The organism is Chelativorans sp. (genome assembly GCF_031180965.1).
Classification (GTDB): domain Bacteria; phylum Pseudomonadota; class Alphaproteobacteria; order Rhizobiales; family Rhizobiaceae; genus Chelativorans.
This window is the reverse complement of sequence record NZ_JAPSLH010000015.1, coordinates 47615-66456: the sequence shown is the minus strand read 5'-3', so window position 1 is coordinate 66456 and position 18842 is coordinate 47615. Positions and strand designations below refer to the sequence as shown.

Annotated in this window: 16 protein-coding genes; 5 read left to right on the top strand and 11 right to left on the bottom strand. The window is 64.3% G+C overall.

The genetic code is table 11. The annotated features are described in order from the left end of the window. Positions 1 to 19: 19 nt before the first annotated feature. The gene (locus RIN79_RS13010) at positions 20 to 3286 is read right to left on the bottom strand and encodes a response regulator (protein WP_309085093.1); all 3267 of its coding nucleotides are present in this window, start codon (positions 3284 to 3286) and stop codon (positions 20 to 22) included. A 254-nt stretch (positions 3287 to 3540) separates the two neighbouring features. Between RIN79_RS13010 and RIN79_RS13005 the strand changes: the two genes are divergently transcribed. The 5 genes from RIN79_RS13005 (at position 3541) to RIN79_RS12985 (ending at position 7310) form a co-directional block, all read left to right on the top strand. Beyond that, positions 3541 to 4776, top strand: a complete 1236-nt coding sequence (locus RIN79_RS13005; RefSeq protein ID WP_309085092.1) for an NEW3 domain-containing protein — start codon at positions 3541 to 3543, stop codon at positions 4774 to 4776. Continuing rightward, a complete protein-coding gene (locus tag RIN79_RS13000) occupies positions 4773 to 5714 on the top strand; it encodes an ABC transporter ATP-binding protein (protein ID WP_309085091.1) in 942 nt (313 codons plus the stop codon). The genes RIN79_RS13005 and RIN79_RS13000 overlap by 4 nt, the downstream gene beginning before the upstream one ends. Further along, positions 5701 to 6657, top strand: coding sequence for an ABC transporter permease (locus tag RIN79_RS12995; RefSeq protein WP_309085090.1), 957 nt, complete (start codon positions 5701 to 5703; stop codon positions 6655 to 6657). The genes RIN79_RS13000 and RIN79_RS12995 overlap by 14 nt, the downstream gene beginning before the upstream one ends. A gap of 85 nt (positions 6658 to 6742) precedes the next feature. Further along, positions 6743 to 7030, top strand: coding sequence for a zf-TFIIB domain-containing protein (locus tag RIN79_RS12990; RefSeq protein WP_309085089.1), 288 nt, complete (start codon positions 6743 to 6745; stop codon positions 7028 to 7030). A gap of 106 nt (positions 7031 to 7136) precedes the next feature. Further along, positions 7137 to 7310: a hypothetical protein gene (locus tag RIN79_RS12985; protein ID WP_309085088.1), complete on the top strand. Its 174-nt coding sequence runs from the start codon at positions 7137 to 7139 to the stop codon at positions 7308 to 7310. 47 nt (positions 7311 to 7357) lie between these two features. Here RIN79_RS12985 and lpdA read toward each other — a convergent pair whose 3' ends face one another. From lpdA to zapE, 10 genes are all read right to left on the bottom strand, one after another. Continuing rightward, the gene (lpdA, locus tag RIN79_RS12980; protein WP_309085087.1) at positions 7358 to 8770 is read right to left on the bottom strand and encodes a dihydrolipoyl dehydrogenase; all 1413 of its coding nucleotides are present in this window, start codon (positions 8768 to 8770) and stop codon (positions 7358 to 7360) included. Positions 8771 to 8811: 41 nt separating this feature from the next. Beyond that, complete coding sequence (odhB, locus tag RIN79_RS12975) at positions 8812 to 10095, bottom strand: 2-oxoglutarate dehydrogenase complex dihydrolipoyllysine-residue succinyltransferase (protein WP_309085086.1); 1284 nt, start codon at positions 10093 to 10095, stop codon at positions 8812 to 8814. Between the two features lie 36 nt (positions 10096 to 10131). Beyond that, entirely contained in the window at positions 10132 to 13125 is a 2994-nt protein-coding gene (locus RIN79_RS12970; RefSeq protein WP_309085085.1) for a 2-oxoglutarate dehydrogenase E1 component, read from the bottom strand. Positions 13126 to 13260: 135 nt separating this feature from the next. Next, on the bottom strand, positions 13261 to 14169 hold the full coding sequence (sucD, locus tag RIN79_RS12965) for a succinate--CoA ligase subunit alpha (protein WP_309085084.1): 909 nt from the start codon (positions 14167 to 14169) through the stop codon (positions 13261 to 13263). 8 nt (positions 14170 to 14177) lie between these two features. Further along, positions 14178 to 14549, bottom strand: coding sequence for a cupin domain-containing protein (locus RIN79_RS12960; protein WP_309085083.1), 372 nt, complete (start codon positions 14547 to 14549; stop codon positions 14178 to 14180). Between the two features lie 5 nt (positions 14550 to 14554). Beyond that, the gene (locus RIN79_RS12955; protein WP_309085082.1) at positions 14555 to 14977 is read right to left on the bottom strand and encodes a PIN domain-containing protein; all 423 of its coding nucleotides are present in this window, start codon (positions 14975 to 14977) and stop codon (positions 14555 to 14557) included. Beyond that, on the bottom strand, positions 14904 to 15200 hold the full coding sequence (locus RIN79_RS12950) for a hypothetical protein (RefSeq protein ID WP_309085081.1): 297 nt from the start codon (positions 15198 to 15200) through the stop codon (positions 14904 to 14906). The genes RIN79_RS12955 and RIN79_RS12950 overlap by 74 nt, the downstream gene beginning before the upstream one ends. A 60-nt stretch (positions 15201 to 15260) precedes the next feature. Then, positions 15261 to 16454, bottom strand: a complete 1194-nt coding sequence (sucC, locus tag RIN79_RS12945; RefSeq protein ID WP_309085080.1) for an ADP-forming succinate--CoA ligase subunit beta — start codon at positions 16452 to 16454, stop codon at positions 15261 to 15263. A 13-nt stretch (positions 16455 to 16467) separates the two neighbouring features. Continuing rightward, a complete protein-coding gene (mdh, locus tag RIN79_RS12940) occupies positions 16468 to 17433 on the bottom strand; it encodes a malate dehydrogenase (RefSeq protein ID WP_309085079.1) in 966 nt (321 codons plus the stop codon). Between the two features lie 179 nt (positions 17434 to 17612). Continuing rightward, a complete protein-coding gene (gene zapE, locus RIN79_RS12935) occupies positions 17613 to 18797 on the bottom strand; it encodes a cell division protein ZapE (RefSeq protein WP_309085078.1) in 1185 nt (394 codons plus the stop codon). Between the last annotated feature and the right edge of the window lie 45 nt (positions 18798 to 18842).

The following is an 18842-nucleotide window of genomic DNA, read 5'->3' as shown; positions in this document are numbered from 1 at the left end:
GCGCCCCAGGTCAGAGCCCTCAGGCCCGCGCCTTCCCCTGCTCCACGGCGCTGGCAGACCAGCGCTCGATCTTTTCGAACAGCGCCCGCGGACTGACCGGCTTGGCGAGGTAGTCGTCCATGCCTGCTTCCAGACAGCGCTCGCGATCCCCCTTGAGGGCATGGGCAGTGACCGCGATGATCGGCACGCGCCGTCCGCCGCGCTCCTCGATCCGCCGGATCGCGCACGTCGCCTCCAGCCCATTCATCTCCGGCATCGAAATGTCCATGAGCACGAGGTCGGGCGCCAGGCTCTCATAGGCTTCCACCGCTTCCCTGCCGTTCTTCACGATGGTGAAGCGGACCCCGCTCTCGCCGAGGATCTGACTGAAGACGAGCTGGTTGACCTCGTTGTCCTCGGCGACGAGCACATGCAGCTGGGAGAAAGGCTTGCGTGCCGGCAAGGCCGAAGCCGTGCGTTCCACGAGGGGGAGCGGCGGCGACGTCCTGGCGGCGCTTTCCGGCGGCGCGTATGGGGAGCTGAGGGGACCCGCTTCGCTGCGCCTCGCCCGTGATCTCTGGATCGTATGCACCAGAGCTTCAAGCAGGCTTGCCGAGCGCGCGGGCTTTATGAGCTGCATGTCGATCGCCAGATCGTGCGAGCCCACAGCGGTGAGCGACTGGTCCACGGAACTCAGCAGGATGACCGGGGTGTCGCCGAACGCCGCTTCGGCGCGGATGGCACGCACGAGGTCGACGCCGGACATGCCGGGCATCTGGTAATCGATCACGGCGCAATCGACGCGGACGCCGAGCTTCGCCGCGGCTTCCAGCACCATGAATCCTTCCCTTCCGTTCGCGGCCGCGCAGGCGTCGAACCCCCAATGGGCCATCTGCTCCGTCAGGATCGAGCGGTTGATGGCATTGTCGTCGACGATGAGCACGCGCGCGCCGGTCACATCGCAGGGCGGAGACTTTGCCGGCGCGACCGCTTCCGCATTTGGCAAGGTCAGCGTGGACCAGAAGGTGGATCCCGTTCCCTCCTCGCTTTCCACGCCGATCTCCCCGCCCATCAGAGCCACCAGCCGCGAGGTGATCGCAAGGCCGAGCCCGGTGCCCTCGTGCCGCCGTGTCGAGGAGGAATCCACCTGACTGAACTTGTCGAAGATGAGCGCGAGCTTCTCCTCGGGGATGCCGATTCCAGTATCGGTGACGCGAACGCGCAGCTGCGTCTGGCCGCCGAGGGACTCGCCGGAGATATCCACGAGCACATAGCCTGAATCGGTGAATTTCACCGCATTGCCGACGAGATTCGTCACGATCTGCCGGATCCGGCCGACATCGCCGACGAGCATTGCCGGCAGCGCCGGATCGATGCGGACGATCAGTTCGAGGTCCTTTTCCTTGGCGCGAGAGGAGACGAGGGTCGCGACGTCCTCCACCGCTTCCGCCAGGTTGAAGGGCTGCGGATCGAGGACAAGCTGGCCGGCATCGATCTTGGAGAAATCGAGGATGTCGTTGATGATGGTGAGCAGGGCATTGCCGGACTTGACGATAATGTCGGCGAAGGTCTTCTGCTTCGGCGCGAGTTCGGTCTTGGACAGAAGTTCCGCCATGCCTAAGATGCCGTTCATGGGCGTGCGGATCTCGTGGCTCATATTGGCCAGGAATTCCGACTTCGCACGGTCGGCCAGCACCGCCTTTTCCTGGGCGACGCGCAGCTCCTGTTCGCGCCGCTTCAGCTCCGTCACATCCATGGTGGAGCCGATGAGGTACAGCGAACCGTCGGAAGCGATGAGCGCGTCCTTATGCGCGATCTGATGGCGCAGCTCGCCGCCGGGCGCGGTGCGCGTCTCCTCGATGACCTGCCGCTCGCCCGTGCGCAGCACCGCAAGGTCGCCCTGGAGGAAGGCGTCGCCTTCGGCGCCGAACAGCTCCGCATCGGTTTTGCCGATTGCCTTTTCGGCGGGCATGCCGACCAGGTCGCTCCAGCCCTTGTTCACATACATGAGCTTCAGGTCGGGCCGCTTGGCGTAGATCGCCACCGGAACATTGTCGATAAGGTTCCGGAACACCTCGTTCTCGCGCATGCTCTCCTTGAGTTCATGCTCGCGCTGCTTGAGCTCGGTGATGTCGACCCGCACGCCGACAAACGTGCCGTCCTCGCGGCGCGTATCGAAAACCTTGAACCAGCGGCCATCCGGGTTGCGGCGCTCATAGACGCTCTGGGCCACGTGATAGCGCCTGGAAAACCGCTCGAGCCAGGCTTCCGGATCGGCGTCGTACAGCCGGTCGAGCTCGGGATCCCCGCTGTCGCGGAAATAGCCGGCCGCGTGCGCCATCTGCAGCGCTTCGCTTATCGGCTTGCCGGGCTCCATGGCGGGCGTAAGGGCAGGCAGGGCCTCGTGGATCTGGCGGTTGCCGAGCACGAAGCGATCGTCCTTGTCATAGATGATGACGCCGGCAGGCAGCGTCTCCAGGACGACCGCAAGGCGGCGGCGCGCTTCTTCAGCGTCCATTTCCCGGCGCTTCAGGTCGGATATGTCGAAGATGGTGCAGGCGACGTATTTCTTGCCGCTGTCAGTTTCGACCCGGTTCTTCCGCACGATGCGGCTGTTGCCGATGCCGGCGAATTCCGAATCCTCCTCGACCTGATATTCCTCGCCGGTCTCGAGCACCTGCCGCTCGCTCTCCTCGAACAACCGGGTGTCGCCCTCGGGCGTATAGTCGCCCCCCTTCTTGCCGATCATCGCATCCTGGTCCGTGCCGAACAGGGAAGCGAAGGCCCTGTTCACCAGCACGAAGTCGAGATTGGCGTCCTTGACGAAAACAGGGTTGGGCAGGCGGTCAAGCACGGCCTGAGCAAGCCTGGATTTTTCCAGCGCGGCGGCGAGTTCGATCTCGCGCCGCTTGATGGCCGTTATGTCGGAGCAGAGGCAGACGACGCTGCCATCGGCGGTGCGTTTTTCGCGATGCAGAAGGAAGCGGCCGTCCGCCAGCGGAAAGATGCTCTCGAGCTCATCATTTTCATGCCGCTGGGCGACCAGCCTGTCACACCATTCGGACCCGTCTGCTCCGTCAAGGGCCCACAGCCCGCGCGCCAACCCGGTTTCGAGCAGCGTGCGGAAGGACACGCCCGGGCGGATCACGTCGGCCAGCGCCGCATACATGTCCAGCGTGGCCTTGTTGCAGAGGATCAGGCGGTCGTCGCAATCATACCAGGTGAAGGCCTCGCGCGTGACGTCTAGGGCGGCGAGAAGCCGGGTGGGGTCGGCCTCGGCGAGCCCGCTGCCGAATGGTGCGTTCATGTCTCCCCGCCGCCGTTCGGGCGGGCCTGCCGAACTGCGGATGGCGTCTTCCAGCACTCCCGCGCCACTCCATCTTCCTCCGTTTGCGCTACCAGCTTACCACCAAGTCGGCCATGCCGCATCCCCGGCGCTGGCCGCACATCACTAGCCCCACTCCTGCCATACTTGCAGCAATTCTTCTGTTTTCCTATATCGAATCCACGGCCTTTCAGGCCGGGTCAACTCCGCATTGATCGCGAAGCAGGGAGGGAAACATGATTCCTGCGCACGCCTTTTTTGCGCGCAAAACTCTCATCAAATCCTTGAGTGCAACCTTTGTCGTGGGCGGCTTGCTGCTGGGCACCTCCTCGGCCCTTGCCCAGACCGCCCCGGCGCCACAGCCGCCCGGCGCTGCCGTCGAGCAGGAGCTTCAGGGGCTGTGGCTGACGACGCCCTATCCGGCCTTCTTCGCCCAGCCGGGCGAGGAAGTGGATATCGGCCTTTCGCTCGCCAACAAGGGGCTGCCGCCGCAGCGGGTGGAATTCGCCATCTCCGGCCTGCCGGAGGGCTGGCAGTGGGAGATCGAGGGCGATGGCAAACGCGTCGGCGCGGCGATCGCCGCTTCCGACCAGACGATCGATCTGTCGCTGAAGCTCACGCCTGCCGAGGGCGCCGTTGGCGACACCTATCAGTTCACCATCACCGGCAAGTCGGGCAATCAGACGCTGGAACTGCCCATTGCGCTCACTCTCGCCGAGACACAACCGGCCGAGCTGACGCTGAAGCCGGAGCTGCCGGCGCTGCGCGGCACGGTGCGCTCCACCTTCGACTATCAGGTGGAGATCGCCAATGACGGGCAGGAGGACACGGTGGTAAACCTGCTCGCGGAGGCCGCGCCAGGCTTCCAGGTGACCTTCAAGGAGCGCTACGGCTCCCAGGAGCTTACAAGCATTCCGCTCGCCGCCGGCGAGAAGAAGAACCTGTCCGTCACGGTGAAAGCGCCCGAGAATGCGCAGGCCGGCCAGTATCCGGTAATGGTGCGGGCGGCGGGCGGCAATGCCGCGGCCGAAACGCAGCTTGTGCTCGACATTACCGGCCAGGCGGAACTCGCCCTTGCCGGTCCCGGCGGTCGGCTTTCCGGCGATGCGACCGCCGGCGAGCAGCGCACCTTCAACTTCACCGTGGAGAACCGCGGCACGGCGCCGGCCCGCGCGGTGAAATTCTCCGCAAGCCCGCCCTCCGGCTGGAATGTCGAGTTCAATCCCGAGGAGATCGCCGAAATCCCCGCCGGGGAGTCGGCCGAAGTGGCGGTCAACATGACGCCCTCGGACCAGGCGATCGCCGGCGACTATGTGGTCACGGTGCGCGCCAATGGCGACGGCGCCTCCGATAACGAAAGCTTCCGCGTCACCGTGCGCACATCGACCATCTGGGGCGTCACCGGGCTTGGCGTCATCGCCGCTGCAGTCATGGTCCTTGGTTTTGCGGTAACACGGTATGGCAGGCGATGAACACGGTCATAGAGACGAGGAACCTCGTCAAGCGTTACGGCCGCCACGCGGCCGTGGACGGGCTTGACCTGACGGTCGAGAAGGGGGAGGTCTTCGGGCTTCTGGGGCCGAACGGCTCCGGCAAGACGACGACGATCCTGCTCCTCCTCGGCCTGACGGAGCCGACCTCCGGCACGGTCCGCGTGCTCGGCCTCGACCCCCTGCGCAACCCGCTCGAGGTGAAGCGCCGGGTGGGCTACCTGCCGGATCAGATCGGCTTCTACGACAATCTGACGGCGCGCGAGAACCTTCTTTACACCGCGCGCCTGTCGGGACTGCCGGGCGCGGAGGCCTCGGCGCGTATCGGCTACGCGCTCGAGCGCGTCCGGCTCAGCCATGCGGCGGAGCGCCGCGTCGGCACCTTCTCGCGCGGCATGCGCCAGCGCCTGGGCCTGGCCGAGGTGCTGATCAAGCGCGCCGAGATCGCCATTCTCGACGAGCCCACTTCCGGCCTCGATCCGCAATCGACGCAGGAGCTGCTGGACCTCATCGGCGAGCTTTCGCGCGAGGGCATCACCATCGTGCTCTCCTCGCACCTGCTCACCATGGTGCAGGAGATCTGCGGCCGCGTGGCCCTCTTTAACCGCGGCCGCATCGGCCTCATGGGCAAGGTGGCGGATCTGACGAGCGACGTCCTCGGCGGCACCCATGTGGTCGAGGTTGAGGCGGACGGTGTCGATTTGCGGACGGCGCTTGCCGGCGCGCCGCATGTCACGGGCGTGGTCGAACAGCGGTCGGGCCTGTGGCGCGTCGATGCAGATGCCGATGCGCGGCCTGAGATCGCCCGCCGCGTGGTCGCGGCCGGCGGTTCGCTCCGCACCATGTCGATCCGCCAGACGACCCTGGACGAAGTCTATGTCCGGTTCTTCGAGGAGGAGAAGGTCCATGCCGCAGCGTGAAGGTTCGCCCTTTACCGGGCTTGCGACGGTCGCCTTGAAGGAGGCGGCCGACCATATGACGAGCGCGCGCATCCACCTGGTGATGCTCCTTGTGCTGCTCACCGCGGTGGGCGCGGTCTATGCCGCGATCGGGCAGATCACGGCGACGGTGAGCGAGGACCAGTTCCTCTTCCTGCGCCTCTTCACCACGGCGCAGGAGCCGCTGCCCTCCTTCGTCGCTTTTCTCGGCTTCCTTCTGCCGCTGGTGGCGATCGCGCTCGGCTTCGACGCGATCAACGGCGAATACAATCGCCGCACGATGTCGCGCATCCTGTCGCAGCCGATCTATCGCGATGCTCTGCTGACCGGCAAATTCCTGGGATGCCTCATCGTCATCGCCATCTGCCTGCTCGTGCTCTGGCTGCTGGTGATCGGGCTCGGCATCCTGCTGGTCGGCCTGCCGCCGAGCGCGGAGGAGATCCTGCGCGGGCTCGCCTTCCTGCTCGCCTCCTTCGTCTATGCCGGCGTGTGGCTCGCGGTGGCGATGGTGTTCTCCACCATCTTCCGGTCGCCGGCGACGTCGGCGCTGGCCACGCTCACAGTCTGGCTGCTCTTCACCATTTTCTGGCCGATGCTGTCGCCGCTCATCGCAGGGGCGATCGCGCCGGTCGACCCGTTCGATCCCATGACGGCGGTCGACCGGGTGGAGGTGGAGCGGGCGATCGCGCGCATTTCGCCCAACACGCTATTCGGCGAGATGACGCTGGCGATCCTCAATCCGGAGACGCGGTCGCTCGGCCTCGTCTTCGCCAATCAGCTCAGCCAGGCGGTGATCGGCGCACCTTTGCCGGCGTCGCAGAGCCTGATGCTGATCTGGCCGCAGCTTGCCTGCATGATCGCGGCGCTCCTGGTGCTGTTCACCGCCGCCTATGTCTCCTTCCAGAGACAGGAGATCAGGGCGTAGCCGCCCTGATTTCCCTCTTGCGGGGTGGAAGCGTCCAGCTCCGGTTCCTAAATACGGGCTGCGAAAACCACCAGAGGGATGAGAAATGGCCGAACATGTTGGACTGCTTTGCCCCGTCTGCCGCACCGACCTGGTGATGGCCGACCGCAGCGGGGTGGAGATCGACTACTGCCCGAAGTGCCGTGGGGTTTGGCTCGACCGCGGCGAACTGGACAAGATCATCGACCGAACAGCTCCGGAAGCCCCACCCCCGCCGAGCGGCTATGACCGCGGCTACGACAAGGATCGCGAGTACCGCGGACAGGGCCGCTACGAGGACCAGTATCGCGGCCGCAAGAAGAAATCGCTCCTGGGCGAGATCTTCGACTTCTGATCCGGCTGGCGGCGCCGATGTGCCCGCCATTCTTCAGGCGAAAAAATACTCTCGCCGCGGGGCGGGGGGCGCGCTAGTTTGATGCCTGCAACAGCGGAGTGTCACCATGCGCAGAACACTTCTTATCGCCGCTCTCGGCCTCGCCTCCGTCCTAGCCGCCGCCACTGTCCCCGCGGGTATCGCCCTTGCCCAGAGCGGCCAGAGCCAGAGCAGCCCGCCTTCCGACGATGCTGGACCCGGCGGCTGCGAGCATCGCAAGAAGGAACAGATCACCAGCTGATTGCGTCTGCCGACCGGCGGGCAGACGTGCGGCCGCAGCCGCCTCTATCAGCTATGGATCGGCTTGGCGAAGGTGGCGAGGGCGGCTTCCCGAACCGCCTCCGACATGGTCGGATGGGCGTGGCAGGTGCGCGCCAGATCCTCTGACGAGCCGCCGAACTCCATCAGCACCGCCGCCTCGTGGATCATTTCTCCCGCGCCGAAGCCGAGGATGTGTACGCCCAGGACGCGGTCCGTCTTCTTGTCGGCCAGGATCTTCACGAAACCGTCGGTGTGCAGCATGGAACGAGCACGCCCATTGGCGCTGAAGGGGAATTTACCGGCATTGTATTCGATACCGGCCTTCTTAAGCTCTTCCTCGGTCTTGCCGACCGAGGCGACTTCCGGGCTGGTATAGACGACTGCGGGGATCACATCGTAGTTCACGTGACCGGCCTGGCCGGCAATGATTTCCGCCACCGCCACGCCTTCATCCTCGGCCTTGTGCGCGAGCATCGGTCCGGCAACGACGTCACCAATCGCGTAGATGCCCGGAACATTCGTGCGAAGGTGATGGTCGGTCTTGACGCGGCCACGCTCGTCCACCTCCACGCCCGCTTCCTTAAGACCCAAGCCCTCCGTGTAGGGCTTTCGGCCGGTGGCGACCAGGACGACATCCGCCTCCACCGTCTCCGCCGCGCCGCCCTTGGCGGGCTCGAAGGTGACGGTAGCGCCGGCTGTGGCCTTCGAGACACCGGTGACCTTGGCTCCGAGCTTGAACTCGAATCCCTGCTTCGAAAGCATGCGCTGGAACTGCTTGGCGATCTCGCCGTCCATGCCGCCGAGTATCGTGTCGAGATATTCAATCACCGTCACCTTCGCGCCCAGCCGCGACCAGACCGAGCCGAGCTCCAGCCCGATCACGCCGCCGCCCACGACGACCAGCCGCTCCGGCACCTTCTCAAGGTCCAGCGCGCCGGTGGACGAGACAATCACCTTCTCGTCGAACTCGACTTTGACGCCGGGGATGCCTGCCACATCCGAGCCGGTGGCGATGACGATGTTCTTCGTCTCGACCGTCTCTTCCTTGCCGTCGTCGCCGGTGACGGCCACCTTACCCGCGCCGGCGATCCTGCCCGTGCCGCGGAAGACGTCGATCTTGTTCTTCTTGAAGAGGAAATCAAGGCCCTTGACGTTCTGCTCGACCGTGCGGTCCTTGTGGGCGAGCATCTTTGCCAGATCGAATGTCGGCCGGCCGACATCGATGCCAAGATCGGCGAAGGAGTGGCCCGCCTCGGCGAACATCTCGGTCGCGTGCAGCAGCGCCTTGGACGGAATGCAGCCGACATTGACGCAGGTCCCGCCATGGTTCGGCCGCTTCTCCACCACTGCCGTCTTGAGGCCGAGCTGGGCCGCCTTGATGGCGCAGACATAACCGCCGGGGCCGGTTCCGATCACGACGACGTCATAGGTGTCGGACATGGAAGTCCCTCACTTTGCTCTAAAGGGGAAAAGGGCGAAGTCTAGAGATCGAGCACCAGGCGCTCGGGATCCTCCAGCACCTCCTTGACACGGACAAGGAACGTCACGGCTTCCTTGCCGTCGACGATCCTGTGGTCGTAGGAGAGCGCCAGATACATCATCGGCCGGACGACGATCTGCCCGCCGACAACCATCGGTCGCTCCTGGATCTTGTGCATGCCAAGGATGCCCGATTGCGGCGCGTTGAGGATGGGCGTCGACATCAGCGAGCCATAAACGCCGCCATTGGAGATGGTGAAGGTGCCGCCCTGCATCTCCGCCATCGACAGCTTGCCGTCGCGGGCGGCCATGCCCAGCCGGCCGATCTCCTTCTCGACCTCAGCGATGGTCATCCGGTCCGCGTCCCGCACCACGGGCACGACCAGGCCGCGATCCGTGCCGACGGCAACGCCGATATGGCAGTAGTTCTTGTAGATGATGTCCGTGCCGTCGATCTCCGCATTGACGGTCGGGATCTCCTTCAGCGCATGGCAGACCGCCTTGGTGAAGAAGCCCATGAAGCCGAGCTTCACATCGTGCTTCTTCTCGAACAGGTCCTTGTACTTCTTGCGCAGGTCCATCACCGCCGTCATGTCCACCTCGTTGAAGGTGGTCAGCATGGCGGCCGTGTTCTGCGCGTCCTTCAGCCGGCGGGCGATGGTCTGGCGCAGACGCGTCATCTTCACGCGTTCCTCGCGCGCCTCATCTTCCGCCCCCGATGGCGCCCGGGCGACCTTCGGCGTCTCGGCTGGCTGGCTGGACGCGGCACGATTGCCGCGCTCGATGGCGGCCAGCACGTCGCCCTTCAGCACCTGCGCGTCCTTACCGGAACCAGCAACCTCATCGACGGAGAGCTTGTTTTCAGCCAGGAGCTTGGCGGCCGAGGGGGCCGGCGGCCTCTTCCGCTCTTCGATGGGAGGCTCCCCGCCCACATTCGCGGTCTTCTCGATCGCCTCCGCGGTGGTGGAGCCGCCCGAACTGCCCGCTGCCTGAGCCACGGCCTCCTTCTTTTCACCGCCTGCCGGCTTCGCAGGAGCGGCCGCACCGGCGCCATCGCCGATCGAGCCGAGCAGCGCGTTGAGGCCCACCGTCTCGCCTTCCTGGGCGGCAATTTCCTGCAGCGTGCCGGAAGCCGGCGCGGGCACTTCGACCGTCACCTTGTCGGTTTCAAGCTCGACGATCGGCTCGTCGGCGCTGATCGGGTCGCCGACCTTCTTGAACCAGCGGCCGATGGTGGCCTCGGTAACGGATTCGCCCAGTGTGGGAACGCGGATTTCGGTAGCCATTGTTCTCTTCCGTTGGTTCTGTCGGATCCGTTGCGATCAGGCCTGGCCGCCCAGGGCGTCTTCGAGCAGCTGCGCAAGCTGCTCCAGATGCTTGGACATGAGGCCGGTGGCCGGCGAGGCCGAGGCCGGCCGTCCCGCATAACGCACGCGCTTGTTCTTGGCTTCGATATGCTGCAGCACCCACTCCAGATACGGGTCGATGAAGGACCAGGCGCCCATGTTCTTGGGCTCCTCCTGGCACCACACCATTTCCGCATTGCGGAAGCGTGACAGCTCGGTGATCAGCGCCTTCGCCGGGAAGGGATAGAGCTGCTCGACGCGCAAGAGATAGACGTCGTTGATGCCGCGCTTCTCGCGCTCCTCGTAAAGGTCGTAATAGACCTTGCCCGAGCACATCACGACGCGGCGGATCTTCGAATCCTTGACGAGCTTGATCGGCTCGTTGGGCAGATACTGGGCGTCGTCCCATAGGAGCCGGTGGAAGGAGCTTTCGCCCGACATCTCGGACAAGGTCGAGACCGCCCGCTTGTGGCGCAGGAGCGATTTCGGCGTCATCAGGATAAGCGGCTTGCGGAAGTCGCGCTTCAACTGCCGGCGCAGGATATGGAAATAGTTGGCCGGCGTGGTGCAGTTCGCCACCTGCATGTTGTCCTCGGCGCACATCTGCAGGAAGCGCTCGAGGCGCGCTGAGGAATGCTCCGGCCCCTGGCCCTCATAGCCATGCGGCAGCAGGCAGACGAGGCCCGACATGCGCAGCCATTTGCGCTCGCCGCTGGAGATGAACTGGTCGAACACCACCTGCGCGCCATTGGCGAAATCGCCGAACTGGGCTTCCCAAAGAGTCAGCGCCCGCGGCTCGGCGAGTGAATAGCCGTATTCGAAGCCGAGCACGGCCTCTTCCGACAGCATCGAGTTGATGACTTCGTAGTTGGCCTGCTGGGGCCCCAGATGGTTGAGGGGGATGTAGCGGTTCTCGGTTGCTTGGTCGAAAAGCACCGAATGGCGCTGCGAGAAGGTGCCGCGCTCCGAATCCTGGCCGGACAGACGCACGGGATTGCCCTCAAGCAGGATGGAGCCGAAGGCGAGCGCCTCCGCCATGGCCCAGTCGATCCCCTCGCCCGTCTCGATCATCTGCTTGCGGTTGTCGAGGAAGCGGCGGATGGTGCGGTGGACTTCGAAATCCGCCGGCACTTCGGTCAGCTTCTTGCCGATCTCCTTCAGCGTCTTGACCGGCACCGCCGTTTTGCCGCGGCGCTGCTCGTCCTCATTGTCGGCCTTGCGCAGCCCCGACCAGACGCCGTCCAGCCAGTCGGCCTTGTTGGGCTTGTAGGATTGGCCGGCCTCGAACTCGGCTTCGAGCTTTGCCCGCCAGTCGGCCTTCATCTGGTCGATGTCGTCCTTCGTGACGAGCCCTTCCTCGATGAGCTTCCTCGAATAGATCTCCACCGTCGTCGGATGCGAGCGGATGGTGCGGTACATGATCGGCTGCGTGAATGCCGGCTCGTCGCCCTCATTGTGGCCGTAGCGGCGATAGCAGAACATGTCCACCACGACCGGCTTGTGGAACTGCATGCGGAACTCGGTCGCGACTTTCGCCGCATAGACCACCGCCTCCGGGTCGTCGCCATTCACGTGGAAGATCGGCGCCTCGATCATCTTCGCCACGTCCGAGGGATAGGGCGAGGAGCGCGAGAAGCGCGGGTTGGTGGTAAAGCCGATCTGGTTGTTGATGATGAAATGGACGGTTCCCGCGACGCGGTGGCCGCGCAGGCCCGACAGCCCCAGGATCTCCGCCACGACGCCCTGGCCGGCGAAGGCCGCATCGCCGTGCAGAAGCAGCGGCATGACCTTGGCCCGCTCTGCGAGCGGGATCATCTCCTCGCGCTTGCGGCCGTAGAGCTGGTCCTGCTTGGCGCGCGCCTTGCCCATCACCACGGGATCGACGATCTCCAGATGCGACGGGTTCGCGGTAAGCGACAGATGCACCTTGTTGCCGTCGAACTCGCGGTCGGAGGACGCGCCGAGGTGGTATTTGACGTCGCCGGAGCCCTCCACCTCGTCGGGCGCGAAGGAGCCGCCCTTGAACTCGTGGAAGATGGCGCGATGCGGCTTGCCCATCACCTGGGAGAGCACATTGAGGCGGCCGCGATGGGCCATGCCGAGCACGATCTCCTTCAGGCCCAGCTGCCCGCCGCGCTTGATGATCTGCTCCAGCGCGGGGATGAGCGCCTCGCCGCCATCGAGGCCAAAACGCTTGGTGCCCTTGTACTTGACGTCGATGAACTGCTCGAACCCTTCCGCTTCGATCAGCTTCTGGAGGATCGCCTTCTTGCCGTTGGCGGTGAAGGCGACACCCTTGTCCGGGCCTTCGATGCGCTCCTGGATCCACGCCTTCTCCTCGGGGTTGGAGATGTGCATGAACTCGACGCCCAGCGTGGAGCAATAGGTGCGCTTCAGGATCGCCAGCATCTCGCGGATGGTGGCGGTCTCGAGCCCCAGCACGTTGTCGATGAAGATCGGCCGGTCGTAATCGGCCTCGGTGAAGCCGTAAGCGGCGGGCGAGAGCTCGTTATAGTCCTCGAGCGGCTTGGCGAGCCCGAGGGGGTCGAGATTGGCGTGCAGGTGCCCGCGCATCCGATAAGCGCGGATCATCATGATGGCGCGCACGGAATCGCGCGTAGCGCGCTGCACCTCCGCTTCGGTCAGAGACACTCCGCCGTCGGCGGCCTTCCTGCGCAGCTTGAGGTCGATCTCGCCCTCGACCGCGGCCCAGTTGCCGTCGAGCGCCGAGACCAACTCGCCATTGGCCGTGAGCGGCCAGCCCTTCTTCTTCCACGAGGCGCCTTCGGCGCTCTTCTTCACATCCGCCGCATTGTCCTTGAGCTGGCTGAAGAAGACGCGCCAATCGGCGCTCACCGAACCCGGATCGCTCTCATAGGCGGCATAGAGCTCCTCGATATAGGCGGCGTTGCCGCCATAGAGGAAGGAGGTGATGGAAAAGTCGTCGTTGGCCTGGTTTTGCCGTGCCATTTCGCCTGTTCCGGAGTTCCTGCTCCGGCTCCTTTATTCGGCCTCAACCCTGGCCGTTGCGGACGGTTTCCCGTCCCATGGTTACGCTTCACCCACGGATGCCGACCGATCTTGCCGGCCGGCGCTCCAAAATGTTCAGCCCCTGATCGCCTCGACCAGGGTCTTTCCCAGCCGCGCCGGCGACGGCGATACTTTGATGCCCGCCCGTTCCATGGCCTCGATCTTGCTTTCCGCACCGCCCTTGCCGCCCGAGATCACCGCGCCGGCATGGCCCATGGTGCGGCCCTTGGGCGCCGTGCGCCCGGCGATGAAGCCCGCCATCGGCTTCTTGCGGCCGCGCCTGGCCTCGTCCAGGATGAACTGGGCGGCGTCTTCCTCGGCCGAGCCGCCGATTTCGCCGATCATGATGATGGATTTCGTTTCGTCGTCCGCCAGGAACATCTCGAGCACGTCTATGAACTCGGTGCCCTTCACTGGATCGCCGCCGATGCCCACGGCGGTCGTCTGGCCGAGGCCTTCATTGGTGGTCTGGAACACCGCTTCATAGGTAAGTGTGCCGGAGCGCGAAACAACACCCACCGATCCCTTCTTGAAGATGTTCCCCGGCATGATGCCGATCTTGCATTCCTCCGGCGTCAGCACGCCCGGACAGTTGGGTCCGATGAGGCGCGAGTTGGATTTGTCCAGCTTCGCCTTCACATGCACCATGTCCATGACCGGGATGCCCTCGGTGATGCAGACGATGAGCGGAATCTCCGCCTCGATCGCCTCGATGATGGCGGCCGCCGCCCCTGCCGGCGGCACATAGATGACGGAGGCATTGGCCCCCGTCTTCTCCTTGCCCTCGGCGACGGAGGCGAAGATCGGCAGTTCGGCCGCGCTGTCGAGCCCGCTGCGCCAGGTCTCCCCGCCCTTCTTCGGATGGATGCCGCCCACCATCTTGGTGCCGTAATAGGCAAGCGCCTGCTCGGTATGGAACGTGCCGGTCTTGCCGGTCAGGCCCTGCACGAGCACCTTTGTGTTCTTGTCGACGAGAATGGACATTCTTTCTCCTACAGCCGCTTCAGCTCGGTGACGGTCAGGTCACTCTCGGCATTGCCTGTATTGAGGGTTGTGGCGGGCTCGAACATCAGCACCACGGGCTCCTTGCTCAAGGAACGCGGCCGGTGCTCAAGGGCCCTTAGTACCACGATGAACTCGCCCTCCCCCAGTTCCACGGAGCCGTCGCGGAAATCGATAGCGATCCTGCCGCGCAGGACGAGAAAGGCCTCGTCCTCGTGCTCGTGGGCGTGCCAGTCGAAGACCTCGCCGAATTTGGCGACCTTCACCTGGCTGTCGTTGACGTCGCCTGCAATATGGGGGTCGAAGACCTTGTCGATCTTCCGGTCGGCGGCTTCCAGGAGGTTGATCTTGCGCGGCGGCATGGCGGTCACTGTTCGAGAAACGGGTTTACGGCGCGGACGGTGCCATAGACCTGATTGTGGTTGAGATCTTCGGTGTAGAAAATCGGCGCGCCCAGACGCTCCGCTGCGCCAAGCAGCGCAGCGTCGTAATAGTTGAGCTGATACCTCCGCGCGATGCGGAGGCCGGCAGCAACATAGGCTTGGTCGACGGGCACGAACGGGAGCTGCCCGAGAAACGATAGCCAGTGGTCCACGATCGAGTCATTCGCAACCGACTTGCGCCGCGCGACATTTGCGAACTCGGCGAGCGTCTGACCTGAAACGCCGAACAGCTTCCCGAGAACGAGATCATGGCAGATATCGTGCCGGCGCGGGTCAAGTTTCCTCTCCGATGCCGCGTATAGGAGGACGTTCGAGTCGAGAAAGCATTCGATCCTCTCGTTCGGCATAAATCTCGTCCCGGTTCCATTTGTAGGCAGGCCCCAAGTCGAGAGGCTGCTCCTCCATCAGCCGGCGCATGCCTTCCTTAGCCCACGCGATCCGATCCTCCTGCTCGACCTCCTGCGCAAGCAGCGAGCGCACCATCGCGTTGAGCGTCGTCTTGCGGCGCTCCGCCAGCGCGCGTGCCTGCTCCAGCAGCGTCTCGTCGATGGCAAGTGTCACGTTCTTCATCGTCTGCTCCACACATTTCCACATACGCAATATGTGTGATTATGTGGACTTCCTCAAGCCTCAGCCCTTCACCGCCGCCACGATCTTCTTGGCTGCGTCGTCCAGATCATCGGCCGAGATGACGTTGAGGCCGCTCTCGGCGATGATCTTCTTGCCGAGTTCGACATTGGTGCCTTCCAGCCGCACGACCAGCGGCACTTCGAGGCCCACTTCGCGCACCGCCGCGAGCACGCCCTCGGCGATCACGTCGCAGCGCATGATGCCGCCGAAGATGTTGACCAGGATGCCCTTCACATTCGGGTCGGCGGTGATGATCTTGAAGGCGGCCGTCACCTTCTCCTTGCTCGCGCCGCCGCCCACATCCAGGAAGTTGGCCGGCTCGGCGCCGTAGAGCTTGATGATATCCATGGTCGCCATGGCAAGGCCGGCGCCGTTCACCATACAGCCGATATTGCCGTCCAGCGCCACATAGGCCAGATCGTATTTGGAGGCCTCGATCTCCTTCTCGTTCTCCTCCGAAATGTCGCGCAGGGCCACGATGTCGTCGTGGCGGAAAAGCGCATTGTTGTCGAAGGAGATTTTCGCATCGAGAACGCGCAGCCGGCCGTTCTTCATGACGATCAATGGGTTGACCTCGAGAAGGCTCATGTCCTTCTCAGTGAAGGCCTTGTAGAGGGTCGGGAAGAGCGTCTCGGCATCCTTTGCCGCCTCGCCTTCCAGCTTCAGCGCCGCGTTGAGCTTCGCCAGGTCATCGGCCGTCACCCCCGTTTCCGGATCGATGGCGAGGGTAAGGATCTTTTCCGGCGTCTCCTCCGCCACCGCCTCGATATCCATGCCGCCCTCGGTGGAGACGACGAAGGCAGGCCTGCCGACGGTGCGGTCGATGAGGATGGAAAGGTAGAGCTCGCGCTCGATATCCGCTCCATCCTCGATATAGAGGCGGTTCACCTGCTTTCCGCCAGGCCCGGTCTGCTTGGTCACGAGCGTGTTGCCAAGCATTTCCGTGGCATTGGCGACCACCTCGTCGACCGAGCGCGCGAGCCGCACGCCCCCCTTGGCGTCCGGACCAAGTTCCTTGAAACGGCCCTTGCCGCGGCCGCCGGCATGGATTTGGCTCTTCACCACGTAGAGAGGTCCGGGCAGCTTCTTCGCCGCCGCTTCCGCCTCGTCGGGGCTGAACACCGGCACGCCTTCGGCAATGGGCGCGCCAAAAGCACTGAGGAGTTGCTTGGCCTGGTACTCGTGGATGTTCATGGCCGGAAAACTCCTATTTCTTCAGGCTCGGAGCGATGTCCATGCAGGCCTTGCAAAGGCCCTCGACGGCAGCCACCGAGTTCTCGAACATCTTCTGCTCGGCCTTGTTCAGGTCGATCTCGATGATGCGCTCCACGCCGCCGGCGCCGATCACCACCGGCACGCCGACATAAAGATCCTTCACCCCGTATTGGCCTGAAACATAGGCCGCGCAGGGAAGCACCCGCTTCTTGTCCTTCAGATAGCTCTCCGCCATCGCGATCGCCGCCGAGGCGGGCGCATAGTAGGCTGACCCCGTCTTCAGGAGCCCGACGATCTCCGCGCCGCCGTCGCGCGTGCGCTGCACGATCTGGTCGATCTTCTCCTTGCTGGTCCAGCCCATCTTCACCAGATCGGGAATGGGAATGCCGGCGACGGTGGAATAGCGCGTGAGCGGCACCATCGTGTCGCCGTGTCCGCCGAGCACGAAGCCGGTTACGTCCTCGACCGACACCTTGAATTCTTCCGCGAGGAAATAGCGGAAGCGAGCGGAATCGAGAACGCCCGCCATGCCCACCACATGCGTTTTGGGCAGGCCGGAGAATTTCTGTAGCGCCCAGACCATTGCGTCGAGCGGGTTGGTGATGCAGATCACGAAGGCGTTCGGCGCGTATTTCTTGATACCGGCCCCCACCTGCTCCATCACCTTCAGATTGATGCCGAGAAGATCGTCGCGGCTCATGCCCGGCTTGCGCGGCACGCCCGCCGTAACGATGCAGACATCCGCCCCCTCGATCGCCGCATAGTCGTTGGCCCCGAGATATCTGGCATCGAAACCTTCGACCGGCGCGGACTCGGCGATATCGAGGCTCTTGCCCTGCGGTGTGCCTTCGGCAATGTCGAAGAGAACGACGTCTCCCAGTTCCTTCAGGCCCACGAGATGTGCGAGCGTGCCGCCGATCATGCCCGAGCCGATGAGAGCGATTTTGTCGCGAGCCATATGGTGCTAATCCCCTGTTCAGACGCCTGTCCCGACAGGACGGCCGGAATTGCGAGATAAGGAGCCGAAGGGCGGCTCAAAAATCCCGCATGGCATAATGCCGCAGCCCCGAAAGTTCAACCGATTCTTTTCCAACAAGGAAATTCAAACGGTTAAATCGAATTTCATTTACGTAAAGGTCAAAAAAGTTCCTGCTCCGCGCCGGCTTGCCGAGCTGCGGCTGCCTTCTCCGCCCACTCGCGGCTCTGCATCTCGACGAGACGCGAAGCCGTCCGGGCGAACTCGAATTTCTCCGTTCCCGACGCGGCGGTGTAGAGCGCTGCGGGTTCCGTTTCCGCCGAGAGGAAGAGCCGCTTGCTTCTGTCGTAGAGTGTGTCCACGAGGAGGATGAAGCGCTTCGCCTCGTTTCGCCTGGAAATATCCATCGCCGGCACATGGTCGATGAAGATCGTGTCGAAGCGCTGGGCGATGGCGAGATAGTCGCGCGCGCCGAGGGGCTTCTCGCAAATGTCAGCGAAGGTGATGCGCGCGGCCCGCCCCGCTGCCCGCGGAACCACGAGGCTGCGGCCCTTGATGGTCAGCTTTTCCTCGCCGCTTTTCCTGCCGCCGATCGCCGTCTCCCATGCCTCGTCCATCATGCGATCCGCCGCCGCGCCGAGCGGCGTTACATAGACGGGCAGGCGCGCGAGCTTCTCCAGCCGGTAATCGGTCCCGGAATCGAGGCGCATGATGGCGGCGTGCCGCTTGAGGATATCGATGAAGGGCAGGAAGAGGCCCCGGTTCAGCCCGTCCCGGTAGAGATCGTCAGGCGCCACATTGGAGGTGGCTACGAGCACCACGCCCTCGGAAAAGAGCGCCGAGAAAAGGCGAGACAGGATCATCGCGTCGGCAATATCGGTCACCGAGAACTCGTCGAAGCAGAGCACCCAGGCCTCCTTGGCCAGGGCGGCCGCCACAGGCGGGATCGGATCCGTCTCGCGCGTCTCGCCATTCTTCAACGCCTCGCGGTGGCGGGCGATCCGGTCGTGCACGTCGGCCATAAAACCGTTGAAGTGGGCCCGCCTCTTCCCCCGCACCGGAACCAGCTCGAAGAAGAGGTCCATGAGCATCGTCTTGCCGCGCCCGACCCCTCCATGGATATAGAGCCCTCGGACGGGCTCCTTTGCCTTCCGTCCCTTTGCGAAGAGCCAGCCGAGCGCGCTCGACTTGCGCGCCAGGCGGTGTTCGGCAATGCGGGCGATGAGGCCGTCCAGCGCCGCCACGACCTTCTCCTGCTCCGCGTCGCGGGTGACGGCTCCACTCTCCGCCATATGCGCGTAGCGCCGCGCCACGGAAGGATGCGTTGCTACGTCACGCAGGGACATGAAGGGCCGGAGATTGCCTGTTGCTTGCCGAAGGCGGGCGCGTCG